The organism is Mycobacterium sp. SMC-19, from assembly GCF_045310815.1.
Lineage (GTDB): Bacteria > Actinomycetota > Actinomycetes > Mycobacteriales > Mycobacteriaceae > Mycobacterium.
In genome coordinates, this window is the sequence record NZ_JBJIAM010000001.1 from 235698 (window position 1) to 249594 (window position 13897).

General features: G+C 64.3%; 14 protein-coding genes, 1 tRNA gene and 1 pseudogene. 7 read left to right on the forward strand and 9 right to left on the reverse strand.

Annotated elements, in window-relative coordinates:
- Window positions 1-169: 169 nt before the first annotated feature.
- The 3 genes and pseudogenes from ACJH5R_RS01175 to ACJH5R_RS01185 all read right to left on the reverse strand — a co-directional run.
- Complete coding sequence (locus tag ACJH5R_RS01175) at window positions 170-1423, reverse strand: type II toxin-antitoxin system HipA family toxin (RefSeq protein ID WP_406781105.1); 1254 nt, start codon at window positions 1421-1423, stop codon at window positions 170-172.
- Window positions 1420-1794 (reverse strand): helix-turn-helix domain-containing protein, encoded by a 375-nt coding sequence (locus ACJH5R_RS01180; protein WP_406781106.1) that lies wholly within the window; start codon window positions 1792-1794, stop codon window positions 1420-1422. Before ACJH5R_RS01180 ends, ACJH5R_RS01175 begins: the two co-directional genes overlap by 4 nt.
- 633 nt (window positions 1795-2427) lie before the next feature.
- A pseudogene (locus tag ACJH5R_RS01185) lies at window positions 2428-2535 on the reverse strand (helix-turn-helix domain-containing protein); the annotation flags it as partial.
- 71 nt (window positions 2536-2606) lie between these two features.
- Here ACJH5R_RS01185 and ACJH5R_RS01190 point away from each other — a divergent pair.
- Both ACJH5R_RS01190 and ACJH5R_RS01195 read left to right on the forward strand, forming a co-directional pair.
- Window positions 2607-2933: a hypothetical protein gene (locus tag ACJH5R_RS01190; protein ID WP_406781107.1), complete on the forward strand. Its 327-nt coding sequence runs from the start codon at window positions 2607-2609 to the stop codon at window positions 2931-2933.
- A gap of 418 nt (window positions 2934-3351) precedes the next feature.
- On the forward strand, window positions 3352-4116 hold the full coding sequence (locus tag ACJH5R_RS01195) for a hypothetical protein (RefSeq protein WP_406781108.1): 765 nt from the start codon (window positions 3352-3354) through the stop codon (window positions 4114-4116).
- A gap of 288 nt (window positions 4117-4404) precedes the next feature.
- Here the strand turns inward: ACJH5R_RS01195 and ACJH5R_RS01200 are convergent, their stop codons facing one another.
- The gene (locus tag ACJH5R_RS01200) at window positions 4405-5643 is read right to left on the reverse strand and encodes a DUF3631 domain-containing protein (RefSeq protein WP_406781109.1); all 1239 of its coding nucleotides are present in this window, start codon (window positions 5641-5643) and stop codon (window positions 4405-4407) included.
- Window positions 5644-5940: 297 nt separating this feature from the next.
- Here ACJH5R_RS01200 and ACJH5R_RS01205 point away from each other — a divergent pair, with 297 nt between their 5' ends.
- Both ACJH5R_RS01205 and ACJH5R_RS01210 read left to right on the forward strand, forming a co-directional pair.
- A complete protein-coding gene (locus ACJH5R_RS01205; RefSeq protein WP_406781110.1) occupies window positions 5941-6528 on the forward strand; it encodes a helix-turn-helix transcriptional regulator in 588 nt (195 codons plus the stop codon).
- Window positions 6512-7687, forward strand: coding sequence for a tyrosine-type recombinase/integrase (locus tag ACJH5R_RS01210; RefSeq protein WP_406781111.1), 1176 nt, complete (start codon window positions 6512-6514; stop codon window positions 7685-7687). The genes ACJH5R_RS01205 and ACJH5R_RS01210 overlap by 17 nt, the downstream gene beginning before the upstream one ends.
- Window positions 7688-7727: 40 nt before the next feature.
- Here the strand turns inward: ACJH5R_RS01210 and ACJH5R_RS01215 are convergent.
- The 5 genes from ACJH5R_RS01215 to ACJH5R_RS01235 all read right to left on the reverse strand — a co-directional run bounded on the left by ACJH5R_RS01215 (window position 7728) and on the right by ACJH5R_RS01235 (window position 12035).
- Window positions 7728-7800 (reverse strand) — tRNA-Ala (locus ACJH5R_RS01215).
- 49 nt (window positions 7801-7849) lie between these two features.
- Window positions 7850-8974, reverse strand: a complete 1125-nt coding sequence (gene glpR / locus ACJH5R_RS01220) for a gephyrin-like molybdotransferase receptor GlpR (protein WP_406781112.1) — start codon at window positions 8972-8974, stop codon at window positions 7850-7852.
- Between the two features lie 147 nt (window positions 8975-9121).
- Window positions 9122-9784, reverse strand: coding sequence for a GNAT family N-acetyltransferase (locus ACJH5R_RS01225; RefSeq protein ID WP_406781113.1), 663 nt, complete (start codon window positions 9782-9784; stop codon window positions 9122-9124).
- Window positions 9785-9794: 10 nt separating this feature from the next.
- Window positions 9795-11072 carry a gephyrin-like molybdotransferase Glp gene (glp, locus tag ACJH5R_RS01230; RefSeq protein WP_406781114.1) on the reverse strand — a complete coding sequence of 426 codons (1278 nt, stop codon included), beginning with the start codon at window positions 11070-11072 and terminating at the stop codon, window positions 9795-9797.
- Window positions 11073-11123: 51 nt separating this feature from the next.
- Window positions 11124-12035 (reverse strand): UTP--glucose-1-phosphate uridylyltransferase, encoded by a 912-nt coding sequence (locus tag ACJH5R_RS01235; protein WP_406756035.1) that lies wholly within the window; start codon window positions 12033-12035, stop codon window positions 11124-11126.
- 76 nt (window positions 12036-12111) lie between these two features.
- Here ACJH5R_RS01235 and ACJH5R_RS01240 point away from each other — a divergent pair, with 76 nt between their 5' ends.
- The 3 genes from ACJH5R_RS01240 to ACJH5R_RS01250 all read left to right on the forward strand — a co-directional run bounded on the left by ACJH5R_RS01240 (window position 12112) and on the right by ACJH5R_RS01250 (window position 13896).
- Window positions 12112-12708, forward strand: coding sequence for a 5-formyltetrahydrofolate cyclo-ligase (locus tag ACJH5R_RS01240; protein ID WP_406781115.1), 597 nt, complete (start codon window positions 12112-12114; stop codon window positions 12706-12708).
- 94 nt (window positions 12709-12802) lie between these two features.
- Complete coding sequence (locus tag ACJH5R_RS01245; RefSeq protein WP_406781116.1) at window positions 12803-13180, forward strand: FmdB family zinc ribbon protein; 378 nt, start codon at window positions 12803-12805, stop codon at window positions 13178-13180.
- Between the two features lie 65 nt (window positions 13181-13245).
- Window positions 13246-13896, forward strand: coding sequence for an SAF domain-containing protein (locus ACJH5R_RS01250; protein WP_406781117.1), 651 nt, complete (start codon window positions 13246-13248; stop codon window positions 13894-13896).
- Window position 13897: the final 1 nt, after the last annotated feature.

The window sequence follows — 13897 nt, forward strand, 5'->3', positions numbered from 1 at the left end:
GGAATCGAACCCCTGACCTTCTCGATGCGAACGAGACGACTTGGGCGTTTGAGTCGATGACAGCGTTGGTGGCGGGCTAAACCCGCATGCTAGGAGGTTGGAGCCGTTGGCTCATGATGAGCATTGTTGGAACCACTGCGGACGCACTGCGGACGGGAATGCCTGCCACCTAGGCGTCGAGGGTGGCAGCCAGTGCTCTAGTTTCGCGCACCAGCGCCTCGCTCAACTCTGCTAGCCCCTCCCCACTGCTCTTCGACGCAACGTCGGAGATTACGGCTGGCAAGTCTGTCATCATTTCGCGAGTTCGGGCAACAAGCCGGTCGGGGTCGGTTCCAGTGTTGGTCGCGAAGCGTTCGATGTGCCTCATTCTTACGTCGCCAAACTTGTTGTGGCCGCCGAGTGACATCGCGACGCGATCAAGACCTGATCCCTCCCGGCGCTCGTACGGGAGAATGCTCGCAACGTCATAAATGGGCGCGAGCGTGACATCCTCGCCATCAAGGATTGCCGAGTAGTTCTTGGCGTGACCGTCCGGTGCGCCTAAGAGATACTGCGCAACTACGACATCCGTGAATCGGTCGACGTCACGTTGAGAAGCAACTTTCGATAGCAGTTTACTGATGTCGACGGCCGACGGCCCCCCGTTGGATGTGTACTTGTTCTGCGGCCAGACCGACAGTGCTTGGCACATGTCTTCTTGGTGAATCCGCACGATCGTGCCGTTCGGAAGACGGAGTCGATCGTAACGTTCTACAGCAATCGCTTCGACTCCGTCGAATGACGTGAAATCTGTCTTCGCCGTGACGATCCCTACCTGTTCAAGCGCGCGGAGGCAAAGGTGTTCATTGAGGGCTTGGCCTGGATAGCGCCCGATACCAGGTTTGATGATGTGCGTGCTAGGTGCACTACCGTGTGCCCACGCCCATTCATTATCTGGCGTTCGAGCTACGGTGAACTTTGATTGAGCACCGGCGAGGCTCCATCCCTCGTCGGCGTCTGCCCAGTGAGATGGATGAGAAACCAGTTCGCGTAGGCGCTTTCCGATTATTGCCTCCGAGACGACCTCCAAACTTCCCTGTCGGGCAAGGACGTTCTCAATCTCGGCCGGGGCTGCTAGTTGCACCGCACCCGCGACATCGTGGCCGACCTGCTCAAGTAGTTCAGTCGCGTTGCTGGCTGAAACTCCCATTTCACGCGCCCAATTCTCACGGACCCGGTCGTCGTCTGGAAGCAAGTTAGAAAGCCAAGGTGCGGTGACGCGATAGTCGTAGTTTTTCCCTATCGCAAGCGGCATCGACAGCGATAACGGAGTTGCGTCTGGGTCGTCTGCATACTCGTCGATGTAGGTAAATCTGGGTTTGCCATCGACCTGAGTAATTGCTCCGATGATCCGACCACTGAGTGCTACGACTAGCTCAGTCATCTGACCTCGCCAGGGGGATTCAAGGGTTCAGTGTGAGCGAACCGTTTGATTTCATCTAGATATTCCTTCACCGTTCTGCGATCACTCGTCGGCTTCGGCGACTTGCGTGGGGTGATGGTGAGCCTGTAGCCGAGCGCTGCTGCGATTTGGGCAACACGGCCCACCTCCCCCCTGGGGCTACCGGACTCCACGCGACTGACCAACTGTCGGGAGACACCGGCACGATCACCTAGCTCATCCTGGGTCAGCCCAGCTTCGATCCGCGCGTTGCGCAACGCTGAACCAAGTTGCATGAGCTGTCGATCGACCCGTGGATGAGACATGATGTCATAGTACCATAACATGATTAATATGTTATGGAGCCGGAACATGACCCCGCCAGTCCGGTTAGGTCAGATCGTCGTTTTAGCAGTTCAATAGCGGGTTAGATGCGCACGCACTCGTCCGGTCGAGTCAGCGAGACGTAGCACCATATGTTCTAGGTGCGCAACATAATCCTAGCGTTATGGTTCCATAACACGCGCACCTAGTGGCTAGTCCTCGCTTGAGGTTGACACTGCCCGTCGTTGCCAGTCGGCGTCGTTCGGTCGTCGTTCGCCGTCGTCGGTCGTCGTCGGTCGTCGTTCGCCGCCGCCACCGCCGCTGATGCCGCTGATGCCGCTGATGCCGCTGATGCCGCTTGATCCGGTGGGTAGCCGATTTGATGGCGACGATCTTGAGTGGAGTTCAGGATCTTGAGCGGAAGTCCCGCCGACACTCCCCTTAAGGGAAAGGGGTTCGTGCAACTCACCGATCGGGTGCTCACGTCGGAGAGAGAGAAGGTGCTGGCCGTACGAGGTGGGATGTCGCGCACCGAAGCCCCCCTCACACACACCCCTGGTATCGCCGAAAAGCGCAGCGCGCTTGGCTCCCGATTCGGCGCCCCCGGCGCTCTAACGCGCATCAACGCTGGCTTAGGCGTATTCGTGTCGCAGGGGAAGACATCCGGGCTTAGGTAAGCCTCACTAGCCTGCTGCGCCGTCCTCAGCGAGAACGCGGTAAACGGTCGCCCTACTGACCCCTAGGGTTGCTGCGATTGTGGACACCGGCTGTGCCATCTCAAGCCAACGCTGGACCTAGGCGTTATCCGTCTTGCGGGAACTCCCAGCCCATAGGCTGATGCCACCACGAAGGGAATGCAAATATGAGGAAGACCGTCGTCTTGAAGGCTGCAACTTTAGCCGCGACGCTCACCGCAGTGGGCACCGCGACAGCGTATCCCAACACTTCGGGTGTCCATTTCAGCGATGCCAACCTGGCGAATGCCTGCTTCATCCGTAAGGGCAACGTGTTCCACGTCGGTTCCGGCATCTATAGCAATCCCGCCGCGGTTGCCAAACTCGCCACCCAATACGGCCTGAAGGCTAGTGATGCCAAGAGTTGGCTGTCGTTCGACGGCGAAGATGAGTGCGGCCAGGTCGATCCGGTGTTCGCGACATCCGAAGAGGGCTTCGCGAAGATGGGTTGGTAGGTGCGGTGCCGAAATACCGGGCGGTTGCGCCTGCAGCAACAGCCCAGACTAAGCCAACCCGGCGAACCCGCTTTGCCGCACTTGGTGAGTGCCCGGCAGGCAGGCAGCCAGGTACCACTGTAACGCCAGACTATGCACTAGTCGTTGGTAGACATACCCCATTCGCCGGTAGCGTGGTTGATCAACTTCGCTGGCCCCGATACTTTCGCTGCGGCTTTCGAGAAAGCCGGAACGTTAGTTTCGCGACCACAAGACCGGCTCATCTCGTACTAAGTTGAAGCAGACGAGAGGAAAGACTTTGACGCTCACGGCAAACCCCGCGGTCGCTTTACGGAACATTCTCAAGCACGTAGCCGACTCGGGCAGCAGAACGGTCCTGGCGGGATGGGAAACGACCCTGCACGCGCAGGGGGGAACCGTGCAATTCGCCCAAAGGCACGGCGAGGTTGTCGCTCTCTTCAACCGGGTTTACGCACGCTTGGTCGCCCTGCCGCCAGAGACGGACGGGCGCACCCAATACATGCGACTGCTGCCAGCCTGGTATCAAGCGATCGTTTTCTTTGATCACTGGAGGAGCACCGGTTCGCCGGCAGCGTCCATCTGCGATTCTCAGACCCTGGATCAACTTACGGGCTTAGGTTACGCGTTCCAGGCGCACTCGCTCGCCGCGGCGGCGCCGTCGGACGACGCCATCAGTCGGCTTCGGGAATCGCTGGTCGTCTGGGACGAAATCCTGGGCAGCGGCGAGATTGACGAGCGGCTCGCCAACGAGCTTCGAGCGCACGTTGATCGGCTGAAATTTCTTCTCGCCGAAGATGTGCTGAACACATTCGGCACGGAGCCGGTCGTCGAGGCGAGTAAGACACTGCTCGGTTGGGCGCTACCGGCCATCACTCGCGTGCCTGCACAAGTCGCCAAGAAAATGACCTATGCCATGGTGACTGCGGCTGCTCTCCTGCACGGAGCTAACGAGGTCCTCGACGAGACTAACGCGCTATTGGAGAAGGTAGACACTCTGCGGGAATATATTGTTGAACTGCAAAATCCGCCCCGTGCACTTGAGCAAAAGACGCCCGGCGAGCTTGGGAGAGGCGAGCATCCGACCGCGGACCCGATGGACGACAACACGATCGACGCGGAGGTCATTGACCCCGACCGTGATCAAGAACGGGCCATAAACTAGTGACCTAGGGTGCGGACTAACACACTTTCAGGACTGCAGGGGGTGGGTTGAAATCTCTCGATCCGTTGACCGCACACCCTTCGCTGGGCATACGCGCGTTAAAGCGAGTTTTCCAAAATAGTGGCGCGGGGAGTCCACCGTTCAACAGTTCGGTCGAGCGACAGCTCCCGGCAGCTCTGTTAACCAATGCATCGATTGCCGCAACGTCCGCGCTCGCAATCGCGAGCAGGACCGGCTCAGCGTAGACCCGTTCATGGCGTGTTTAGCGCAATAGCACTGGTCCGCAGGCTAGTTGACCGAAGCGCCCAGAAGCGCGTCCATCTTCGGGACCACGTCATCGGGATGGTGCAGTTGGTTAACCTGGCGCTGCCGACGGCCATCGTCGTCGTATCTACCGACTGCGCCGACTTCACCAGGTGCACCAGGTTCAATACGAAGCCGCTTCCAGACCGGTTCGAGCATTGACCGCTGGTAACCGCGCCGACCTCGCCCCCCAGGCCGCGATGACGTCACCTTCGCAGCCTGCACTACGATCCGGCCGAACCGGGTTTCGGTCAATGCCTTTCCGTAGCTGCTGTTCTGGCCCCAAAAGTCCGGGTTGTGCGCGATCAGCCTTTCCACCAAATCGCTTGTTGGTACGAACGTTTCGCCAGCCGGCCAGACAGCGTACAGGTCGATCATTATCACCATGCCCGGCGGCAACACCTTCAGCCCAGCCGCGTTCTCGGCAGCATCCTCGGCCAAGCTCTGGCTGATGAGGCGATCCGCGATTGCAGGCCAGGCGCCGCCCGCGAGCGCCGCGATCCGCTTGAGCGGGCGCCATCTCTCCTTCGAGCGCCCAATGCATTCGGCCGGCAAGTCGACCGCCATGCCCTTCACCTGGCCCCGCACCGTCTCCGTCCACGCTTCGATGTCCGAACGCAATTTCACTGCATCGCCTTCGATCAATTCCCAGTCAGAATCTTCGGCATCTCCATCGAGGTCGGGCATCAACAGGATGCGTATGCATCGAGAGACGGTATCGGCCGGAAGGCGCGGAGAATTGCCTGCCATCGCTACCGGAGCGAACGTCGGCATCTCCCTGGTGTCCCAGTCGCCGCCAGGAGCTGACACAAGAACGGGACGTGTTGCGCCAACGCGATATCCGGCGTTCAGCACGGCTAGCAGATCACCGACACCAGACCGTTCTGCGCTGAGAGTCCGGTCCACCTCATCCAGCAGGATAGTGCGTGGACCGGCGTCGAGCATACGAGTCAACTGGGCCGATGAAGTCAGCGTCGCGGCATGAACGGGTTTGAAACACAACCGGTTAAGGTGATCAAGGAGCGTGGTCTTGCCGCTCCCCGGCATCACCGAGTCGATCATCAGTCGGGGACTGGTGTACAGGTCGGTAGCCAGATACGTATGGGCAGTCCACAAAGCCAGTATGTTGACGCCATCGGGATGAGTGAATCGGATGAACCGGCCGAACCACACAATGAGCTGGTCAAGCGGCGAAGACTCGCGGTTCACAAGGTCTTCCGGCATCACAGATCGCCCCCACGCACGGCAGCAGCTTCTTGCTCAGCCAGCCACGCCAACACAGTCGACCTCTTCCACACGCGGCGACGGCCGATCTTGAAGCTGACAGGGCCCCAGTTGACACTCGCCCAGTAGCGCCATGTAGCCGCTTTGGTTCCAGTCATCTCCTCCAGGTCGAGCGCGCCCAAGAACTCGTTCTGCACTTCATAACCTCCCAATTTCGAATGGTTGCCGTTCTAGCACGTACACCCAGTTGACCAGCACAGTTGCGGATCGTCAACCCAAAACGGTAGTCTTGCGAAAATGGGAAGCAAGAAGTGGAGTGATTCCTCTTTCGGCAAGCGCGTCCAGGGCGAGCGAGCGAGCCGCGGCTGGTCGCAGGCCGAGATGGCGAAGATGTTGTCCGACAACGGCATCAATCCGATGCATCCAACGACGGTCGCCAAGATCGAAGCGGGACAACGATCCGTCAGGATCAACGAGGCCCTGGGGATAGCCGAGCTATTCGAGACGTCGATCGACTCCATGGTCGGCCACGAACCGGGTACCAGAAACAGTGAATTGCAGTACGCACTGCGCATCCTGCGAGACACAGCCCGCCAGTCGTCCCACCAGGTTTTCACGGCGCTAGAGACGCTTCGCGAACAGCTTGAAGAATTACCGAGAGAACTCGATGGCGCTAACGCGCTTCACAATCTGGGCCACCACGTCTGGAGCACGAATCTGCACCTGGCCAATCAGGCACTATTGCTTCTGACCGAACTGTCGGAGGCACTACTGCGGAAAGAGCAAGGAAGACCGTCGATTTCAGACGACGGTCTGCTGGAGCTGAGGGTGGAGAACCTCATGGACATGGAAATGGAGGCGTACAAGAATGCAGCGCAGCCGTAGGTCCGGTGTCGAGGACCGGTGGAACAAGACCGTCCGAAATGAAGCCGGCGACGCCCAAACGGTACCCAGCGCCGCAAGTGGAGTCGGAAAGCGTTGGCGTGCAAGATACGTCGACGACGACGGCCGTGAGCATGCGAAAGGCTTCACCCGCAAGATAGACGCTCAGCAATGGCTCGATACTGAGGTCGCCAAGCTCACCACCGGAACGTACGTGAGGCCGTCAGCAGGGCGAGTCACGGTAGCCGCCGTCTACACAACGTGGTTCGCGGCACTGTCGCATGTCTCGGCGAAGACTGCCTCGTCACGCCAGAGCGCGTGGAACTGTCGAGTTAAACCCCAATGGAGCGATGTGCTGGTGGCGGACGTCCGGTCATCGACGGTTCGTGCCTGGATCGCATCGATGGTCGCCGCCGGGGCCGGAACGCCGACGATCGAGAACGCATTCGGTGTTCTTCGGCAAGTCATGGGAGCCGCGGTCGAGGACGGCCGCATAGCCCGCAACCCCTGCGACGGCGTGAAGCTACCCAAGCGCCAGCACGCCGACCGCGGATACCTGACGCATCAGCAGGTTGCCACGCTTGCGTCCGCGGTCGAAAGGGATGCCATCGTCGTCCGCTTCCTGGCGTACACCGGGCTGCGATGGGGCGAGATGGCCGCGCTGCGCGTGCAGGACTTCGACATGCTGCGGCGGCGTGTCAACGTATCTCGCTCGGTAACCGAGTTGGGCGGCCTGCAGTGGAGCACCCCGAAGACTTGGGAGCGGCGGTCCGTGCCCTTCCCTGCCGTGCTCGTCCCTGAGCTAGCCGCGCTGATGTCCAGTAAGGAACGCGACAGCTTGGTGTTCACCGACCGACGTGGCGGCGTTCTGAGGAACTCCAATTGGCGGGCGCGAGTATTTCGGCCGGCGATCGTTCAATGTCAGGCCGCGGACCCCGCGTTCCCAGCCATCACGCCTCACGACCTACGCCATACCGCGGCCAGCCTGGCTGTCAGTGCGCGGGCCAACGTGAAGGCTGTTCAGCGAATGCTCGGGCACGCGAAGGCGTCCATGACCCTCGACACTTATGCCGACCTGTTCGACGACGACTTGGACCAAGTTGCAGACCGTCTCGATGCTGCGATCAGGACTGCTGCGGACGCACTGCGGACTGCTCAATAGCAGGAATGGAAGGCCAGTTTCCTGACCTGCCATTACTCTGTGGAGCTAAGGGGAATCGAACCCCTGACCTTCTCGATGCGAACGAGACGCGCTACCAACTGCGCTATAGCCCCTGACCGATAGGAGATTACCAGCCCCTAGCGGGTGCCCTGAAACCGAGACCTATTGACCGGAGGCGCGCGCCAGGTCGCCGCGCCAGTTGTACCGGCCGGAACTCGACGTGTACTCCAAGTGCTCGAACACCGGGTCCTCGTCGTCGATCTCCAGCACCGCCACGCCCGGACGGCGCAGCCGTGACGGCACCACCTCGAACGCGTCGGTGTGGACACTCTCGCGCTGCATACGCGGCCGCTCGGAACGCCGTGCCCGGCGGGCCCGCACCTGCTGCTCGATCCGGGTCTGACGCCGCAGGTAGGCCAGATAGAGCACCGTTGCGCCAGCCGCGCCACCACAGATCCACCACGCACTGGGCGCCACGGTGAAGGCGGTGAGCGCCGAGAGCACCAGGACGACCGCCAGCGACATCAACACGCGCTTGCGGAACTCGTACTTGCGCGCGCTGACGGCCGCCGCGGTGTCGATACGTGGCCGGCGACCACGGGCCGACAGACCGGCCCCGCGCGCGGAGGACTCCGCCTCGGGCTCGAGCCCGGAGCTGTCCTCGACGTACTCGTACTCGTAACCGTCGGATTCGGCTTCGGCGGCCGGCTCCTCGTAGGCGCCCTCGTCGGCCTCGGCTTCGACCTTGGCCGCCAAGGCCTCGGCCGCCATGGCGGCCTCCTCCGCAGCGCGAGCTTCCGCCTCGGCGGCGGCCTGGGCTTCGGCCTGGGCGCGCGCCTCGGCTTCGACCTCGGCGGCAAGCCCCGCTTCCGACAGCGGGAGCACGTCGGAGTCATCGGCGACGACGTCGACGTCCAAGTAGTCGAGCTCGGTCTGCTCACCGACCTGCTTTTCCGCGGTGGCGACGAACACGGCCGCCGCGGCGACGAACACCCGCGAGCCGTCCTGAGCGGGCTCGCCCTCGACCTCGTCGACATCATCGATGTCGGCGTCCTCGTCGACATCGTCGGCGCTGTGCTGCCAGTCGGGGTCGCTGCGGTGGCCGGTGGCCGGGCCGCCGCGCTTGAGCAGCCGGGCGCTGGAACCACTGGTCAATACCCTGGTCGCCAAGGCGACGTCACTGGTACGACGCACCGCGTCGCGCTTGCTGACCAGCATCGGCACCAGTACGAACAGCCAGAGAACGACCAGTGAGATCCAGAGCAATGATTGCGGGATGCTGGGCATGGTTGGCCTGCTCCTTTCCGAGCCAAGGCTAGGTGTGGGACCCACACGACCTCGGACGACGCGCCGAACCAATTACACAGTTGTAATTTACTCGCTGACCTCGTTAGTCACAACTACCACACGGGTAACAGCTCGCCCGAATTTGCGTCAGACCCGGGCGGCGCGGCCGGACCGGATCAGCGCCGCGGTCACCGAGCCGGCGACCTCCTCGGCCGTCATCGCGACCAGCAGGTGGTCACGCCACGCCCCGTCGACGTCCAGGTAGCGCTGCAACAGCCCTTCCTGGCGGAAACCGGCCTTCGCCAACACCGCTCGGCTGGCCGCGTTCTCCGGCCGGACGGTGGCCTCCACTCGGTGTAGCCGTACCGGCCCGAAGCAGTGGTCCAGCCCGAGCGCCACCGCACCGGTCGCCACTCCCCCGCCGGCCACCGCACTGGACACCCAATAGCCGATCCAGGCCGAGCGCAGCGCCCCGTGAGCGATGTTGCCCACCGTCAGCTGGCCGCAGAATCGGCCGTCGAGTTCGATCACGTACGGCAGCATCCGCCCGTAGCGGGCCTCGGTGCGCAGGCTCGAACACAACGGCGGCCAGGACGCGCTGCCGTGCCGGGTCACCCAGTCCACCTCCACGCTGGGTTCCCACTGCTCCAGGTAGCCGCGGTCGGCCAGCCGGATCCGGCTCCATGCCACGCCGTCACGCATACGCACCGGCCGCAGCCGGATCACCCCCGCCTGCACCCGCAGGGGCCCAAGCACACTCGGCCAGCCGGGGTGCTCAACGGCCTTGAACGGCCACAGATTGACCAACATGGACTCGGGTTCAACCCCGCTGAGCCAGGAAGGCGACATCCACCAACTCGCCGGCGGCGACCTGTTCGACCTCCTCGGGAACCACCACCAGACAGTTCGCCTCGGCCAACGTGGCGAGCAGGTGCGACGACGTGCCGCCGGAAACCCCGAGCACCTGCACCAGGTATTCGCCGGTGTCCTCGTCACGCATCAGCTGGCCGCGCAAGAATCCCTTGCGCCCGGGCATCGAGCTGATCGGACCGAGGGTGCGGGCCTGCACCATCCGGCGCATCGGCTCGCGCTTGCCCAGCGACAGCCGGATCAGCGGGCGGATCATCACCTCGAACACCACCAGAGCGCTCACCGGATTGGTGGGCAACAGGAACGTCGGCACCCCTTCCGGGCCGAGCTGGCCGAAACCCTGCACCGACCCGGGGTGCATCGCGATCCGGGCGACTTCCATGTCGCCGAGGTCGGCCAGCACCGCGCGCACCTCATCGGCCGCGGCGCCCCCGACTCCACCGGCGATCACCACCACTTCGGCGCGATTGAGTTGTCCCTCCACCGTCTCGCGCAGTTTCTTGGGGTCATTGCTGACGATGCCGACCCGGTTCACCTCCGCGCCCGCGTCACGACCGGCCGCGGCCAGCGCGTAGGAGTCGACGTCGTAGACCTGCCCGTTGCCGGGGGTGCGATTGACGTCGACCAGTTCGCCACCCACCGCCATCACCGACAGTCGGGGGCGCGGGTGCACCAGCACACGGTCGCGGCCCACGGCGGCCAGCAGCCCCACCTGGGCCGCGCCGACCACCGTGCCGGCACGCACCGCGACGTCACCGGGCTGCACGTCGTCACCGACCCGGCGCACATAGTCGCCCGGGCGCACGCCGCGCAGCACCCGGACCCGGGAGTTCCCGCCGTCCGTCCAGCGCAGCGGAAGGACCGCATCGGCCAGGGTGGGCATCGGCGCCCCGGTCTGGATCCGGGTGGCCAGCTTGGGTTGCAGCCGGGTCGGGGTGCGCGCACCGGCTTCGATGACACCCAACACCGGCAGGGTGACCACGGTGTTGGAGGCATCATCGCGCCCGGCCCCATCGGAGCTGTCGCCGATCGCGTCGGCACCCAGCACATCGACGCTGCGCACCGCGTAGCCGTCGATGGCGGCCTGGTCGAATGCGGGCATCGGCCGCTCGGCGACCACCTCTTCGGCGCACATCAAGCCCTGCGCCTCGGCGATCGCTACCCGGACCGGGCGGGGCGCCACCGCGGCAGCCGAAACCCGGGCCTGCTGCTCCTCAACCGAACGCACGGTGCGCCTTTCTCCGTTGCTGCATCGGTCCGATTCTCCGCAGACGTCAGCTCAGTTCTCCGCCAAGCCCAGCCGCGCCACCAACCACCGACGCAGATCCGGACCGTAGTCGTCGCGGTCCAAGGCAAAGTCAACCGCAGCTTTGAGGTAGCCGCCCGGATTTCCCAGGTCGTGTCGCGACCCCCGGTGCACGACGACGTGCACGGGGTGGCCCTCGGCGATCATCAGCGCGATGGCGTCGGTGAGCTGCACCTCGCCGCCGGCCCCGCGATCGATGCGCCGCAACGCGTCGAACACGGCCCGGTCCAGCACATAGCGGCCCGCCGCCGCATACGTCGACGGTGCGTCCTGCGCCTTGGGCTTCTCGACCATCCCCTTGACCCGCATCACGTCCGGGTTGTCGCTGTCGGGCAGCGACTCGACATCGAAGACGCCGTAGGCGCTGACCTCGTCGGGACTGACCTCGATCGCGCACAACACGGTGCCGCCCCGGCGGGCACGCACCTTCGACATGGTCTCCAGCACACCGGTGGGCAGCACCAGGTCGTCGGGAAGCAACACCGCGACGGCATCTTCGTCGGGGGACAACGTGGGCTCGACGCAGCTGATGGCATGCCCCAGGCCCAGCGGCTCGGCCTGCACCACCGACTCGACCTTGATCAACTGCGGGGCCCGGCGCACCTTGGCCAGCATCGCCTTCTTACCGCGGGCCTCCAGCGTGCCTTCCAGCACCAGGTCTTCGACGAAGTGCGCGACCACGCCGTCCTTGCCCTCGGAGGTGATGATCACCAACCGCTCGGCGCCGGCCTCGGCCGCCTCGGCAGCTACCAGTTCGATTCCGGGGGTGTCGACGACCGGCAACAGCTCTTTGGGCACTGTCTTGGTCGCGGGCAGAAAGCGGGTGCCCAAACCTGCCGCGGGCACAATGGCAGTGCGCGGAATCGGGACCTTCGGCGTGGGCATTGCTCACACGATAACCGCAATCCACTTGATCTCTTCGGCTGGCGGTAGGCGAGCCGTTGCTGACAGTCTGGTTGCCGTGACCGACGACGCGGTGGTGGCCGCCAAGTCCGCGTTGCGGGCGCGGCTGCTCGCCGACCGACGCGCGGTACCCCCCGATGTGCACGCCGCCGAGGCTGCGGCGTTGGCCGAGCACCTGCAACAACTGGCGGGCCAGGCCACCACGGTCTGCGCCTATGTCCCGATCGGCAGCGAGCCGGGCTCGACCGAGATGCTCGCTCGCCTGACCCGTCGCGGCGTGCGGGTGCTGTTGCCGGTGGTGCGCACCACCGACGACGGCACCCCGCTGGCGCTGTTATGGGGGGAGTACCGGCCGGAGTCCCTGGCCACCGCCCGGTTCGGCCTGCTCGAACCACCGCAACCGTGGCTGGCCGCCGACGCGCTGGCCGAGGCGGACCTGATCGTGGTGCCGGCAGTGGCCGTCGACCGCCGGGGGGCCCGACTGGGGCGCGGCGCGGGCTTTTACGACCGCTCGCTGCAGTGGCGCAGGCCGCAGATTCCGCTGGTCGCAGTGGTCCGCGACGCCGAGCTTCTCGACAAGCTGCCTGCCGAGGCCCACGACGTGCCGATGACCCATGCCCTGACACCCGGGCTCGGCCTGGTGGCGCTGGGCTGAGCCACAGTGGCCAGGAATGAGGAAGGCCACATAGTGGTTCTAGCACTTAGCACGGTAGAGTGCTAAGCCGATTGTTCGATTCACGGAGGTTCACGTGCCCACCTACAGCTATGCCTGCACCGAGTGCAGCAACCGCTTCGATGTGGTCCAGGCCTTCACCGACGACGCACTGACCAACTGCGAGGAATGCAACGGCCGGCTGCGCAAGATCTTCGGCAAGGTCGGCGTGGTCTTCAAGGGCAGTGGCTTCTACCGCAACGACAGCCGCGAAGCGGGCAAGTCCGGGAAGTCAACGTCCAACGGTTCCAGCAACGGCAGTAGCTCCGCCAGCTCTACGAGCTCTGGTGACTCCGGCAGCGGTTCGAGCGACAGCGGCACCAAATCGGCCGACAGCGGCGCCAAGTCCAGCGACAGCGCCAAGGCCAGCACCGCCTCGTCCGCGTCTTCGAAGCCGGCGACCACCTCGGCCTAGCTCGTTATCCACAGGCCGGCACCGCATCGACGAACCGTGGCGGGCCGGCCGCCTAGCGTGACGCCATGGGCGATCCGCTCAACCCCACACTGATCAGCCGGATGTCGCAGGCGTTGCGCCCGGACTGGACCCGCACCGTGCGCGCCCGTCGGGTGACCGCAGCCGCACTGGTCGTGCTGGCCGGCGTCGCGACGATCCGCTCCAACCCGCAGGGCGACCGGCTCGATGTGGTAGTGGCAAGCCACGATATCGCGCCCGGCACCGCCCTGACCATCAACGATGTTTCCCTTGAAAGCCGTTCGGCCCAAACAGTTCCCGACGGCGCCGCCACCGATACGGCGGCGGTGGTGCAGTCCACGCTGGCGGGTCCGGCCCGCCGCGGCGAGATACTCACCGATGTGCGTCTGTTGGGTCGCCGGCTCACCGAGGCCGCTGCCGGAACCGACGCGCGCATCGTGGGAGTGCACCCGGCCGACGCCGCCCTGATCGATCTGGTGCGCCCCGGCGATGTCGTCGACGTCGTGACCGCCGCCCCCGACGATGCCGCCGGTCCGCCCGGCACCGCCCGGGTGCTGGCCAGTGGCGGGATCGTGGTGCTGGTGTCCGACAAGCACAACCACGACGACCGGGTGGTACTGGTGGCGTTGCCGGCCACCGCCGCGGTGGCGGTGGCCGGCGCCACGCTGGGTCAGGCCGTCACGCTCACCCTGCGCTGAA